The sequence below is a fragment of the Streptomyces lunaelactis genome (genome assembly GCF_003054555.1).
GTDB lineage: Bacteria > Actinomycetota > Actinomycetes > Streptomycetales > Streptomycetaceae > Streptomyces > Streptomyces lunaelactis.
Window position 1 is genome coordinate 1 of sequence record NZ_CP026305.1, and the last position, 12312, is coordinate 12312.

Annotated in this window: 13 protein-coding genes; 8 read left to right on the forward strand and 5 right to left on the reverse strand. The window is 68.7% G+C overall.

Annotated features, from left to right (window positions below; translation table 11 throughout):
* Positions 1-1212 precede the first annotated feature (1212 nt).
* Genes SLUN_RS39805 through SLUN_RS38395 form a run of 3 tightly spaced genes read left to right on the forward strand, consistent with a single transcriptional unit; the run spans position 1213 to position 2098 of the window.
* Positions 1213-1455, forward strand: a complete 243-nt coding sequence (locus tag SLUN_RS39805) for a hypothetical protein (protein WP_159100455.1) — start codon at positions 1213-1215, stop codon at positions 1453-1455.
* Positions 1437-1691: a hypothetical protein gene (locus tag SLUN_RS38390; protein WP_159100456.1), complete on the forward strand. Its 255-nt coding sequence runs from the start codon at positions 1437-1439 to the stop codon at positions 1689-1691. Before SLUN_RS39805 ends, SLUN_RS38390 begins: the two co-directional genes overlap by 19 nt.
* A complete protein-coding gene (locus tag SLUN_RS38395) occupies positions 1685-2098 on the forward strand; it encodes a helix-turn-helix domain-containing protein (protein WP_108155185.1) in 414 nt (137 codons plus the stop codon). Before SLUN_RS38390 ends, SLUN_RS38395 begins: the two co-directional genes overlap by 7 nt.
* 128 nt (positions 2099-2226) lie before the next feature.
* Here the strand turns inward: SLUN_RS38395 and SLUN_RS38400 are convergent, their stop codons facing one another.
* Both SLUN_RS38400 and SLUN_RS38405 read right to left on the reverse strand, forming a co-directional pair.
* On the reverse strand, positions 2227-2694 hold the full coding sequence (locus SLUN_RS38400) for a DUF1579 family protein (RefSeq protein WP_108155186.1): 468 nt from the start codon (positions 2692-2694) through the stop codon (positions 2227-2229).
* 320 nt (positions 2695-3014) lie between these two features.
* Positions 3015-3650: an RDD family protein gene (locus tag SLUN_RS38405; RefSeq protein WP_108155187.1), complete on the reverse strand. Its 636-nt coding sequence runs from the start codon at positions 3648-3650 to the stop codon at positions 3015-3017.
* Between the two features lie 284 nt (positions 3651-3934).
* Between SLUN_RS38405 and SLUN_RS38410 the strand changes: the two genes are divergently transcribed.
* The 4 genes from SLUN_RS38410 to SLUN_RS38425 all read left to right on the forward strand — a co-directional run bounded on the left by SLUN_RS38410 (position 3935) and on the right by SLUN_RS38425 (position 7053).
* On the forward strand, positions 3935-4468 hold the full coding sequence (locus SLUN_RS38410; RefSeq protein ID WP_108155188.1) for a hypothetical protein: 534 nt from the start codon (positions 3935-3937) through the stop codon (positions 4466-4468).
* Positions 4469-4560: 92 nt separating this feature from the next.
* A complete protein-coding gene (locus SLUN_RS38415) occupies positions 4561-5397 on the forward strand; it encodes a DUF4097 family beta strand repeat-containing protein (protein ID WP_108155189.1) in 837 nt (278 codons plus the stop codon).
* 170 nt (positions 5398-5567) lie between these two features.
* A complete protein-coding gene (locus tag SLUN_RS38420) occupies positions 5568-6818 on the forward strand; it encodes a cytochrome P450 (protein WP_108155190.1) in 1251 nt (416 codons plus the stop codon).
* A 4-nt stretch (positions 6819-6822) separates the two neighbouring features.
* The gene (locus SLUN_RS38425) at positions 6823-7053 is read left to right on the forward strand and encodes a ferredoxin (protein ID WP_108155191.1); all 231 of its coding nucleotides are present in this window, start codon (positions 6823-6825) and stop codon (positions 7051-7053) included.
* Here the strand turns inward: SLUN_RS38425 and SLUN_RS38430 are convergent.
* Positions 6969-7508 carry a GtrA family protein gene (locus SLUN_RS38430; protein WP_254708284.1) on the reverse strand — a complete coding sequence of 180 codons (540 nt, stop codon included), beginning with the start codon at positions 7506-7508 and terminating at the stop codon, positions 6969-6971. The genes SLUN_RS38425 and SLUN_RS38430 overlap by 85 nt on opposite strands.
* A gap of 347 nt (positions 7509-7855) precedes the next feature.
* A complete protein-coding gene (locus SLUN_RS38435; protein WP_159100457.1) occupies positions 7856-10096 on the reverse strand; it encodes an MMPL family transporter in 2241 nt (746 codons plus the stop codon).
* A gap of 447 nt (positions 10097-10543) precedes the next feature.
* Between SLUN_RS38435 and SLUN_RS38440 the strand changes: the two genes are divergently transcribed.
* Positions 10544-11773: a cytochrome P450 gene (locus SLUN_RS38440; protein WP_108155192.1), complete on the forward strand. Its 1230-nt coding sequence runs from the start codon at positions 10544-10546 to the stop codon at positions 11771-11773.
* A gap of 62 nt (positions 11774-11835) precedes the next feature.
* On the opposite strand, the gene SLUN_RS38445 is transcribed toward SLUN_RS38440, so the two are convergent.
* Positions 11836-12309, reverse strand: coding sequence for a hypothetical protein (locus SLUN_RS38445; RefSeq protein ID WP_108155193.1), 474 nt, complete (start codon positions 12307-12309; stop codon positions 11836-11838).
* Between the last annotated feature and the right edge of the window lie 3 nt (positions 12310-12312).

Sequence of the window (12312 nt, forward strand, 5' to 3'; positions counted from 1 at the left end):
GCCTGCCAACGGCCTGCTTGGCCGGCTTCGCTTCGCTCGGCCTAGTTCAGCGGAGCTGAACTTACTTCCCTCCGCTTCGCTATGGGAAGGGAATTGAGAACCTGTCAGTCCTCGCTTCGCTCGGACGGGAGGCCTCGCTTCGCTCGAGCCTTAGGACTTGACGCCACCTCACTGCATAGGAGGAGGCGGACTGTGGAGCACGTCGCATAAATCCTCCACTCCAGAATCACACCAACAAGCAGACCTTAAGAACTGACCAGTAAAGAGTGCTTCAAAATGAGTATGAGATAGGTACTGGGATGAGAAGAACTCACCAGACAGCACTCGAGAAGTAGGAAGAATCTGAACGACGTGTCCCCGAGCATCGTGTTACCGAAATACCCGTACCAAAATGACACCAGCCCGACCTCACGCCAAGCCAACCGCTCCGCCGCCCAGGAAACCCGCTGCAGGCCACACCAAACCACCGACTGCCAGCACGCGCGAACCGTCGGGTTGGGAGACGGCCTCTGTAGTTAAGAGGGAGGGTGCAGAGAAGTGCCTGTGACCTGGGACTTTCAAAATGCAAATGTCGGCGGCCACCGACATTCGGCACCGCTGAATGTCGGTGGCCGCCCACATTCGCTGCCGAAACTTGTGTCTGCTCGCAACTCTTGCCTGAAATCATGTCAGGAGACGCAACTCTCGTCTGGCTTTGACTCGGGCAAACAGGCGGAGGGCGTCCAGTGCGGACCGATGAGGCGGGCGGAACATGCGGATAGCCGCAACTTTTGCCCAGTGGAGGTAGTGGTGTGTGTTGAGCGCCAAGCCACCCAGGGTTGGTCCTGTGTGGCCCAGGTGCCTCGCGCGCGGGTCTTAAGGAAAAGAGAGCAGTAGCCGGATACCCCTGCTGACCAGTGGGTTTTGCTGAGGGCCATGTGTTGGCGCTGACACATCGACCTGCGGAAATGTGTCAGCCAGCATCACATCGACACCAAATTGACCAAGTGGAGTTGAACAATTCAACGTTGCCGCAGGTCAAACGGATGCGAGTCGCGGGTGGCAAGTGGTGTGGTGTCGAGAGCGACACCACTGGCCGCCCGCCGTTCCCCCAGTGCCAAGGGCCCGATCTCCGCTGTGCCTGAGGGCGGAGGCAACGGCTTACAAGAGACACTGACTGAGAAGTTCGGGTCGGCGATCAAGCCGCCGAGCCGCAACCGGCCAGTGCAGCAAATGGACGTGAGCGTCCGGTACACGTACCGCGCGCCCCACGAGATGTACGGCCGCGCCGGGTTCAGCCAAGTGTCCAACGAGTTCCTCAGCGACGTCCTGGCCGTGTTGATCGCGCAGCACGGCATGTCCCCGATCCAGTCGGCCGTCCTCGTCTGGTGCATCGGCAAGCAGCGAGAGGGCTGGCTCTCAGGGCCACCCACAAGAAGATCGCTGAGAAGCTGGGTATGGAACGATCGAACGTGACTCGGGCGATCGGTCGGCTGGGGGAGTGGCACATGCTGCAGCGAATCGAGAACGGCGTGCTCTTCGTCAATCCCTTGATCGCATTCCAGGGGAACGGTGACCGGCAGCAAGAGGTTCTGGCGCTGCTGCGCGCGAAAACGCCCGAGGACGCCTTCCCGAAGCTGAACCCGCCGCCAGCCCCGCGAAGCGTGCAGCTGGAGCTCGGACAGGACGGCAAAGAGGAGGCGGCATGCTGATCCAGGCGAGCGTCGGATACGGAATGCTGCACCAACTGGAGCTCACGAAGGCCGCTCAGGACCTTCTGAGCGCCATGGTGGAGCGTCAGCATCCCGGCGGTGAGGTCATCGCCTCTCAGCGCGAACTCGCGGCCCGTGTAGGGCTCAGCAGGAACTCGGCGAACGTCGCCATGGCGGCCCTCGTCGACCGGCACCTGGTGCTCCGGCCCGAGAATCGCCGCTACCGCACCTACTACCTGCACCCCTACATCGCCGGATACGAGACCGTCGAAGACCTCGAAGCAGCGATCCAAGTCGCCGCCCGGCGCATCGCCGACGGCGAGCTACCTGAGCCGACCGCGCCCCGTTACGACACCCCACCGCCGAAACGCCAAGGCCACGGCCTCAAGGCCGTCAGCGGCGAGTAGCCGGCGACCTCCACCACAAGCGCGGCCCCACTACGTTGTGTCCTCCCTGGAGGGACACAACGCCCTCGCATGTCAGGCCACTTGACGTCTGTGTCAGTGAGGCTGACATCTGCAGCTCTGACCGCCTGTCAGGCACGGCGCAGATCCATCACCATCACGGGATATGGCCCGGCCGTAATCTCGGCCGTGGCCTGGTTCTCGGGAATCACGTTGTCCATCCGCATCCGCAGGCTGTCTTCGCCGGCGGCTTCGAGCACGACTCGCCAGCCCCAACCGCCGTCGTAGCTACCGTCGAGCTTGACCGTCGCGTCCGCTCCCCGGCTCCCTGACAACGACATCGGCGCCGGCTGCTGATGCCACGAGTCACCCCACATCGCGACAAGGGAACCGTCGTCCCCGGCCGAGCCGAGGACGAGCAGACCGTCCTGCGGCCCGTCGTCCGGGTGCTCCCAGGAGTACGCGACCGAGGTGAGATGACCGCCCGCGGCGAGCGTCACGGTCGCTGTCGCCGAGAACTCGGCGAACGGGCTGTCGGGCATCAGCCGGAAGCCGTTCGTGCCCGCCCACGTACCTACGGAGTCGGAGAGGATTGCCATGCGCCCAACCATGACAGTGCAACCGCAGACGTGCCCCGCGACTCCTCGCCCGGGCGGGTCCCGCAGGCGGGCCGCGGTAGTTCAGGTCGGCCAGGAGCGGACGTGGGTCCGCGGCGGCGTACGGGTCGGACCGGCCGGAGTCGATGGCACGGGCTGGGTCCAGCGGGTCCCGTACGGAGCATTGGCATTTCCCGATCCATATCAGCCGTTCCGTGGAGAGGAAATGGCTTCGAATTTATGAGGGATAAGCGGCTGCGCGGTTCTTAGGCCTCTCCAATTTCTTGCAAGTGGAGTCCTAGCCTCCAGAAGGCTCATCGTCGTTACCGCGGCCACACGGTCGCCGGCGAGGGAGCCCGCGGTGAGGCGCGGACAACGGATGTGCCCGCCAGGCGGTCCGCGAGGGTGCGGCGGGACCCGGACAGGGCCGGGAGGACGTTGGTCCAGAAGATGGCGACCGCGATGCACCAGACGACTACGGAGATGACGAAGGCGCCGGAGATAAGAAGGCAGCAGGCGAGGGAGAAGCAGGCCACGTCGGCGGTGGTGGTCATCGCAGCGCGCCGGGCAGCGCGGGAGGAGGTCTGCGGGGTGATGCGCAGGCCGAGAAGCATCTTGCCGAGGGTGCGTCCGGCGAGGGTGAGGGTGGCCCAGTGGTAGAGGAAGGTGCAGGCCACCAGCAGGATGAACGCCTGGATGACGGTGGTGGCCACGTTGTCCCAGAGCGACAGCGCGAGCTGCCCGGCATCGTCGAGGTTGTCGCGGTCCGATCTGAGCATGTGCCAGACGTCCGACAGTTCGGGTCCGTCGGTGAACATCGCGGTGATGCGGTGGACGGTGAAAACGCCGAGCAGGTAGGCCGCAAGGAGCACCAGTGCGAAGTCGACGCACCAGGCGAGGACACGGCGGCCGGCGGCGGGGCGGCTCGTTAACGGTGGGGCTTCGTACGGGTTGGACATGGTCTCCCCCCGGAATGCGGGTTGCTGATGCGGTGTGAGGTCGTGGTCGGCAACGGTCCGGAGGGCTTACCGCGTGGCCGAGAGCGGTGAGCGCGGTCAGCGAAGTAGTAATCGCCCCGGCCCCGTACATTGTACGACACTCCGAACACCGTACTCAACTGCGAACGACGTGCGCAAGGCCGCACATCGTTCGACCGTGCGCGACTGGATCGACCCGGACGACACAGGCACCCAGAGCGCCATCATGGCTTGCAATGGCGCCATTATGGTGTCATGGTGGTGTTATGGACCTCACTCCGTACGTCGACAATCTCCGGCACGAGCTCGCGGTCGCCGCGGATGCAGGCGGAGAGGAAGCCCGCGCCCTGGCCGAGCGGCTCACCGCACCCTTGGAGTCGGCGGCCCGGCTCACCCTTCTGAACGCACTGTCCGCCGCCATGGGCGAGGTCACGCGCGACCTGGCGCCGGGCTCGGTGGACGTACGACTGCGGGGGCTGGACCCCGAGTTCGTGGTGACACCACCGCCGGGTCAGGAGGCGTACGAGGAGGCCGGGGAGCGCGAGAGCCCGACGGGCGGTACGCGGGCGCCCTTGCCGCCCGCCCCGGTGGACAGTGACGAGGGCGGTACGGCACGGATCAACTTCCGTCTCCCTGCGCACCTCAAGAACCGGGTCGAGGACGCCGCGGGACAGGAGGGCCTCTCGGTCAACGCCTGGCTGGTACGGGCCGTCGCCACTGCCCTGGAGCCCGGCGAGCCCAGCCGTGCAGGGCGCAGTCGCCATCGGGTCCAGCAGGGCTACACGGGCTGGGTTCGCTAGCTGCACCGGCGTGCCGCACCGCTCCCAGCCACTTCCCATTCACCCGCTCCACCAGCGGGAACGCACATCAGAGCCATGAGGACGGGACAGCCATGCCTACCTTCGACACTCCCGAACCGATCTCCGTCACCCTCGAATTCGACGTCGGGTCCGCCCGGATCACCGCGGGCAAGCGCGCGGACACGGTCGTCGAGGTACTGCCGGGCGACGGCGCCGACGAGGACGACGTGCAGGCCGCTCAGCAGACCAGAGTCACCTGCTCGGGCGGCAAGTTGCTGGTCAGGGGACCCAAGAAGCGTTCTCTGTTCGGCAAGAGCGGCTCGCTCGACGTGAGTATCGAGCTGCCAGCCGGATCGGACGTCCAGGGCACCTCGTCCATGGCGGACTTCACGTGTGAGGGCCATTTCGGGGACCTCAGGCTCAGGACCTCGTTCGGTGACATCCAGGTCGAGGAGGCGGGAACGGTGTCCCTGAAGACCGACCACGGCGACATTCGCGTGGACCGCACGGCGGGGGACGCCGAGGTCATCGCGGCGGGCCGGATCGACGTCGGGGAGATCGCGGGCGCGGCGACGGTCAAGAACGTCAACGGCGAGACCAGCATCGGCTCGGTCACCGGCGCTCTGCGGGTGAACTCGTCCAACGGCCGTATCTCCGTAGGCATCGCGCACGCCGGAGTCGACGCCAAGTCCGCCAGCGGCGGTATCCGGATCGGCGAGGTGGCACGCGGCCAGGTCTCGCTCCAGACCGCTGCCGGTGATCTCGAGGTCGGCATTGCCGCGTCCACCGCCGCCTGGCTCGACGTGAACACCCGTAGCGGCATGGTCCGTAACTCCATCGGCCCGTCCGAGGGCCCCGCGACCTCCGACGAGACCGTCGAGGTGCACGCCCGTACCGGAGCGGGCGACGTCGTGATCCGCCGCTCCTGACCATCCGGGCCGCAGAAGAGGACCACCGCGCGGATTCTCTCCGCGCTCACCGCGCCCACCCGGCGAACGCGGGCGGTGCACACGTCGCGGGCCGCGATCCGACCCATGACGCCGATGCCGTGCGCCGCGACGCCGTTCACCGCACGTCACTCTGCGCTGGAGGACACACCATGCAGCACGAACCGTCGGCACACACGCACGGGAAGACCGCTCAGGACGCAGCGCCGCTCCCCGAGCCGGTGCAGCTGCCGACGGCCCGTCCAGCGGGCTGCCCGTTCGATCCGCCCGGTGAGCTGGCGGGGCTGCGTGCGCAGCAGCCGCTCAGCCGGATGCTCTACCCCGACGGGCACGTGGGCTGGCTGGCCACCAGCCACTCCGCGGTCCGTGCGTTAGCCGCCGACCCCCGCTTCAGCTCTCGGTACGAGCTCCTGCACTCCCCCTTCCCGGGCCTGGAGATGGCCGAAATGCCGCCGGCGCCGATCGGCGACCTCACCGGGATCGACCCGCCCGACCACACCCGCTACCGGCGGCTGCTCACCGGCAGGTTCACGGTCCGCCGGATGCGTGAACTCACCGCCCGCGTCGAGCAGATCACCGCCGAGCACCTCGACGCCATGGAGCGCCAAGGCCCGCCGGTCGACCTGGTGAAGGCGTACGCACACCCCGTCCCGGCGCTGATGATCTGCGAACTGCTCGGCGTGCCCTCCTGCGACCGCGAGGTCTTCCAGCGTCACGCGGCGACACTGAGCGGCCTGGACGCCACGCAGGACGAGCAGTTCGCCGCGTACAGCACGCTCCAGGACGTGGTGCACGAGCTGGTACTGGCCAAGCGGGCCGACCCCACCGACGACCTGCTCAGCGATCTGACCACCAGCGATCTCACCGATACCGAGCTCGCCGGAATCGGCACCTTCCTGCTCGCCGCCGGCCTCGACACCACCGCGAACATGATCGGGCTCGGCACGTTCGCGTTGCTGAGCAACCCCGGGCAAGCCGCCGCTCTGCGCTCCGAACCCGGCCTCGCCGACCAGGCGGTCGAGGAGCTGCTGCGCTATCTGAGCATCGCCCACACCGGGGCGCGGGCGGCGCTGGAGGACGTTGAGCTGGACGGTCAGCTGATCAGGGCGGGTGAGACGGTCACCATCTCGGTGCAGGCCGCCAATCGCGACCCGGACCGGTTCGCCGACCCCGACACCCTCGACCTGCACCGGAAAGCCACCGGGCATCTGTCCTTCGGCCACGGCATCCACCAGTGTCTGGGCCAGCAACTGGCCCGCGTCGAGATGCGGGTCGCCCTTCCGGCGCTGTTCGCCCGGTTCCCGACGCTGCGGCTTGCCGTCCCGCCGGAGGAGGTGCCGCTGCGCGCCGACATGAACATCCACGGGGTGCACCGACTCCCCGTCACGTGGGACGAGGCGTAACCCGGTGGAACTCGGCATCGACCGCGAACGCTGCCAGAGCGCCGGGATGTGCGCACTGACCGCCCCCGAGGTGTTCGACCAGGACGCCGAGGACGGCCGGGTGCTGCTGCTGCGGACCCGACCGTCGCCCGGGCAGGACACCGCGGCCCGTCAGGCTGCCGACATCTGCCCCTCCGGGGCCATCACCGTCATCGAGGAGCGGGAGGGCGGCAGTTCGGCCGCACCGGAGTCGTAGCCGGGCGCCGCGGGCGGAGTGCGGGTGCGGGTGCCGGAGAAGACGAACAGGCGCAGCACAGCGAACCGGCCGATCCCGGCCAGCGCCGATGCCGAGAGGTACACCAGCTGCTCCCGCCACACCCCGGGCGCGGCCTGAACCAGGTGCAGCAGCGCCATCGCCGCGCTGGTCACCACGTAGGCGGCCGCTGCCGTCCCTGCCGACTGCGCATGCCGACGCAGCCCGCAGCGCCGCCCGTCCCTGAACGTGAGCCGCGCGTGCAACTCGGTTGCCAGCACCGTGGAGGCGACCGTGACGAGCGCGTTCGCCGCCATCCATGGCATCAGGGCGGCCAGCAGGGCCACTGCTGCGCTGGAGCAGAGTCCGACGGCGCCTCCGCAGACCGCGAACCGTACGAATGCGGTGAGGGGGCTTGCGGGTCGCGATCGGCGCGATGCGTGCGGATCACGGTCCATCAGGACACCTCCGGCACAGGACGGCCTGGTGTCGGCGTGGTCGCCCCGGGGAGCAGTCGTACGGGCTCCCGTTGGGGCTCCGCCCCAAGCCCCGCGCCTCAAACGCCGACGAGGCTTGATTGCGGGGCTCCGCCCTGACCCCGGCGGCCGGCGAGGCTTGTTTGCGGTCGGCGCGCCTGCGGGGGATGGAGGCGCGCCGACCTGACGAACAGTGTACGGCGAACGTACAGCGTGCGCAAGAGCGTACGTTGTACGGAACGGTCGGCCGGGCGGATGCCGCGGCGGCAACGCACCCCTCCGGCCCAGCAGCTGGGAGCCGCTGGGCCGGAGGGTGCGTGCCGGGTGGTTCAGTCCACGAGCTCGCGCTCCCGGCGAGGGCGTGCCAGGCGCTGGACCGGGGAGATACGGCCCAGCTTCTCGCCCTCGACGTCCACGTTCGGCAGGAGCCAGTCGAGCCACTTGGGCAGCCACCAGGCGGACTTGCCGAGCAGTGCGAACAGGGCGGGCACGATCGCCATCCGGACGATGAAGGCGTCGAAGAGGACGGCGACGGCGAGGCCGAAGCCGATCATCTTGATCAGGTCGTTCTCCTCCATGATGAAGCCGGAGAAGACGCTGGCCATGATGATCGCGGCGGCGCTGACGACCCGGCCGCCGTAACGGAAGCCGGTGACGACCGCCTCGTCGGGCCGCGCCCCGTGGACGTACGCCTCCCGCATGCGGGTCACGAGGAAGACCTCGTAGTCCATCGCGAGGCCGAACACCACACCGATCATGAAGATCGGCATCGTGCTCATCACCGGGCCGGGCTGGTCGACGCCGAAGACGCCTGCCAGCCAGCCCCACTGGAAGACGGCCACGACCGCGCCGAGCGCCGCGCCCACCGACAGCAGGAAGCCGAGCGCCGCCTTGAGCGGTACGAGCACCGACCGGAAGACCACCATCAGGAGCAGGAACGCCAGGCCCACCACCAGGGCGAGATACGGCAGCAGCGCGTCGTCGAGCGTCTTGGAGAAGTCGATGAACAGCGCGGTCTGGCCGGTCACGAGGATCTCGGCGCCGGTGTCCGCCTCGAGGCCGCTCACGGTGTCGCGGATGGAGCGGACCAGTTCCTCTGTCTTGCCGTCGCTCGGCCCGGTGGCCGGGATGACGTTCAGGATCGCAGTGTCGCCCGCCTCGTTGACCGTGGCCGGGGACACCGAGGCCACGCCGTTCTCCTTGGCCAGGGCCTTGCCCACGCCGTCGGCCGCGGAGGCCGCGTCCTTGGCGTCGACGGTGACCATCAGCGGGCCGTTGAAGCCGGCGCCGAAGGACTCCGAGAGGATGTCGTACGCCTTGCGCTGCGTGGTGTCCGGCGCCATCGTGCCCTCGCCGGGCAGCCCGAGCTCCAGGCTGGCGGCCGGCACGGCGACGGCGCCCAGGCCCAGAACGCCGACGAGCAGGACGGCCACGGGGTGGCGCAGGGTGTAACCCGCCCAGCGGGCGCCCAGGTTGGGCTTGGCCTTGGCTGCCCGCTTGGCGGCCTTGCGCTGCTGGCGGGCCGAGAGCGGCTTGCCGTAGTGCTGCTTGCGGTCCCTGCGGCGCAGCACCTTGACGGGTGCGAAGCCGAGCAGCGCGGGGACGAGCGTAATCGCGATGAGTACGGCGACGGCGACGGTACCCGCCGCGGCCAGACCCATCTTGGTGAGCATCGGGATGTTGACGACGGCCAGGCCCGCCAGGGCGACGATGACCGTCAGACCGGCGAACACGACTGCCGAACCCGCGGTACCGGTGGCGCGTCCCGCGGCCTCCTCGCGGTCGCGGCCCTCGGCGATCTCGGCGCGGTAGCGGGAGACGATGAACAGCGCGTAGTCGATGCCGACCGCGAGGCCGAGCATCAGCGCCAGTGTGGATGTCGTGCTGGACAGGCCGAGGGTGGTGCCGAGCGCGGTGATACCGGAGATGCCGATTCCGACGCCGATGAGCGCGGTGAGCAGCGGCATGCCGGCGGCGATCACGGAGCCGAAGGTGATGAGCAGGACGAGGGCGGAGACGGCGACGCCGAGCTTCTCGCCCGTGCCGCCCATGGAGGCCTCAATCTTGACGGCGTCGCCGCCGGCCTCGACGGTCAGGCCCGTGCCACGGGCCTTGTCGGTCGCCTTGGTCAGCGCGTCGTGCGCCTCGTCGGTCAGCTTGGTGGCGGCGACCTTGTAGGTGACCACCGCGTAGGCGGTCGTGCCGTCCTTGCTGATGGCCTTCGCCTTGTACGGATCAGTGACCGCGGCGACCTGCGGGGCCCTGGACAAGTCGGCGACGAGCCCGGCCACTTCGGCCTTCTGCTCGGGGTCGGAGATCTTCTCGCCCTTGGGTGCGCGGACGACCACACGGGCGCTGGCGCCGTCCGCGCTCGCGGCCGGGAACTTCTCCTGAAGCAGGTCGAACGCCTTCTGGGACTCGGTCCCCGGCATCGAGAAAGTGTCGGCGGGCGGAGGAGGGGCGGAGGAGGCCGCGAAGCCGACTCCGCCGAAGATCAGCACCCATAGCAGTGCCATCAAGCCCCGCCGTCGGAAGGCGAGGCGGCCCAGTTTGTAGAGGAACGTAGCCACGGCGAAAGGCTCCCGTCGGATCGGCAGGGAAGACAGCGGACACGGGGACTATATCAAACCGCACAGACGGTTTACTTGGGTGCTGACCGTACGTTGTGCGTTGCGCCGAACAATGTACCCACTAGCGAACGGTGTGCACAAGTCCGTACACTGTTCGGCGAGCGCCTGGCACCCCTGGCGCTCCAGCGCCGGGCATGCCCGCACAACCTGTGAGTGCCGGGCATTAAGAACCCGTCAGGAGTCGGATCTCAAGGGAAAAACAAACCAGCATGCTGGTATATTTCTCTCGCGCTGGGCGGGTATCCCGGCACCGGCCGAACCTCGAACGCAGCCACCCCCCAGCCCGCTGCCGCACCCGGTGACCGGTTCCTCGCCGAACGATCCGGCCACGGGGTGCAGCAACTGCCCCGCCGGGGCAGGGGCTTTCACCCCAAGGAGAGAAGGAACGTGTCGGAGCAAGCTGTCAGCCTGACGTCCGAATTCGTGAGTGATCCCGCCCGATACCCGGAACTGCGCGAGCAGGGCCCGCTCGCCCGCGTCGTCCTCCCCCAACTCGAGACTCCGGTCTGGCTCGTCACCGGCTACGAGGACGCCAAGGCGGCTCTGAACGACCCGCGCTTCATCCGCGACAGCACCAAACTGCCGGGCCAGGAAGGCCCCAGCATCGTGGACCAGATGATCGCGGCGTACGGCCTGCCGGCGGAGTACAGCCAGTACCTGGGCATCCTCATGCTGCAGGACGGCACGGAGCACGCCCGGGTGCGCAAGCTGCTCACCCGCTCCTTCACCGCCCGGCGCGTCAACGCGAGCCGTCCCCTGCTGGAGAAGCTCACCGCCGGCATCGTCGCCACCCGGTCCGCGATGGGCGAGGTGGTCGACCTGATCGAGGCGATCGGCTACCCCGTCGCCGGCGAGGCCCTGTGCCGGCTCATCGGCGTCGACGAGGCCGACCGGGCGGACGTGCAGTCCACGATCCGCCAGTACGCATCGGGCAACCCCGAGACGTTCGTTCCGGCCCTGCAGAGCATCGTGGAGTACGCCAAGGATCTGATCGCGCGCCGCCGCGCCGAGCGGGGCGACGACCTGATCTCCGACCTGCTCGGCGCCGCCGACGAGGCCGGGGCGAAGGACGCGCTCTCCGAGACCGAGCTGATCGCGATATTCCTGCTGCTGGTCAACACCGGTATCACGCCTCCCGCCGAGTTCCTGTGCAGGGCGGTCCTCGCGCTGCTCGACCATCCGGACCAGCTGGCGAAGCTGCGCGCGCAGCCGGAGATCCTGGGCTCGCACGCCGTCCCGGAGTTGCTGCGCTTCCTCACCTCCGCGCCGATGAGCGCCCCGATGTACGCGACCGAGGACCTCGAGTTCCAGGGGTGCCCGGTCAAGCAGGGCGAGGCGGTGAGCGCCTCGCTGCTCGCCCTGAACCACGACCCGCGTGAGTTCGCCGCCCCCGAGAAGCTCGACCTCACCCGCGAGCTCGGCTCCGGCACCGGGCACATGGCGTTCGGCCACGGCCCGCACCTGTGCATCGGTGCGGCACTGTCCCGCATGCAGACCGAGGTCGTCATCGACCAGCTTCTCCTCAAGCACGAGGGCCTGCAGGTCGCGGGCGAACGCGAGTACCGGGGGCAGCCGGGTGAGGGCATGCACCTCATCAACCTGCCGGTGCGCTTCTGAGGCACCACTGACCGTCCTGCCCGGGGAGGGTTTGCCACGAACCCTCCCCCGGCTTGCCTGCGTCATGGCCACCGGCTCGCGCGAAAGGGCGCGGTCAGCACGGGCGCCGTGTACGCCACGGGGACGGGGGCGTCAACGCCGGGGCACGGGGTGACCGCCTCCTGGACCCGGACGGCCGGCATGCCGTGCAGCCGGCCGCCGGACACCTGCCAGCCGCACGCGAGCGGCCTGGGTCCGCCCAGGGTCTGCACGATCAGGACGGCGAACTCGACGCGGGCGCCGACGAGTCCGAGGGCGAGCGCGATCTCGACCCGCCACAGTTCATCGGACACCGCGTCGAGCCGGTCCGTGAGGGTCACCGTGGCCTCGGCCACGACGTACAGTCCGTCGGCCTCCTGGGCGCTGTAGCAGAGCTGGTGGACGCCGGGCCCAAGGGCGCTGAGCACCTGGGCGAGCGCGAGGCCCGCGCGGCGCCGTCCGCGCCGGGTCGATGCGTCACCGGGGACACGCGGGACGGGAGTCCTGGTCCTGGCCACAGC

Excerpts from the sequence above, each read along its gene's own strand:
- SLUN_RS38390 (WP_159100456.1), top strand. The coding sequence starts at position 1,437 with ATGGAACGATCGAACGTGACTCGGGCGATCGGTCGGCTGGGGGAGTGG.
- SLUN_RS38430 (WP_254708284.1), bottom strand. The coding sequence starts at position 7,508 with ATGGACCGTGATCCGCACGCATCGCGCCGATCGCGACCCGCAAGCCCC.
- SLUN_RS38420 (WP_108155190.1), top strand. The coding sequence starts at position 5,568 with ATGCAGCACGAACCGTCGGCACACACGCACGGGAAGACCGCTCAGGAC.
- SLUN_RS38410 (WP_108155188.1), top strand. The coding sequence starts at position 3,935 with ATGGACCTCACTCCGTACGTCGACAATCTCCGGCACGAGCTCGCGGTC.
- SLUN_RS38400 (WP_108155186.1), bottom strand. The coding sequence starts at position 2,694 with ATGGCAATCCTCTCCGACTCCGTAGGTACGTGGGCGGGCACGAACGGC.
- SLUN_RS38405 (WP_108155187.1), bottom strand. The coding sequence starts at position 3,650 with ATGTCCAACCCGTACGAAGCCCCACCGTTAACGAGCCGCCCCGCCGCC.
- SLUN_RS39805 (WP_159100455.1), top strand. The coding sequence starts at position 1,213 with ATGGACGTGAGCGTCCGGTACACGTACCGCGCGCCCCACGAGATGTAC.
- SLUN_RS38415 (WP_108155189.1), top strand. The coding sequence starts at position 4,561 with ATGCCTACCTTCGACACTCCCGAACCGATCTCCGTCACCCTCGAATTC.
- SLUN_RS38395 (WP_108155185.1), top strand. The coding sequence starts at position 1,685 with ATGCTGATCCAGGCGAGCGTCGGATACGGAATGCTGCACCAACTGGAG.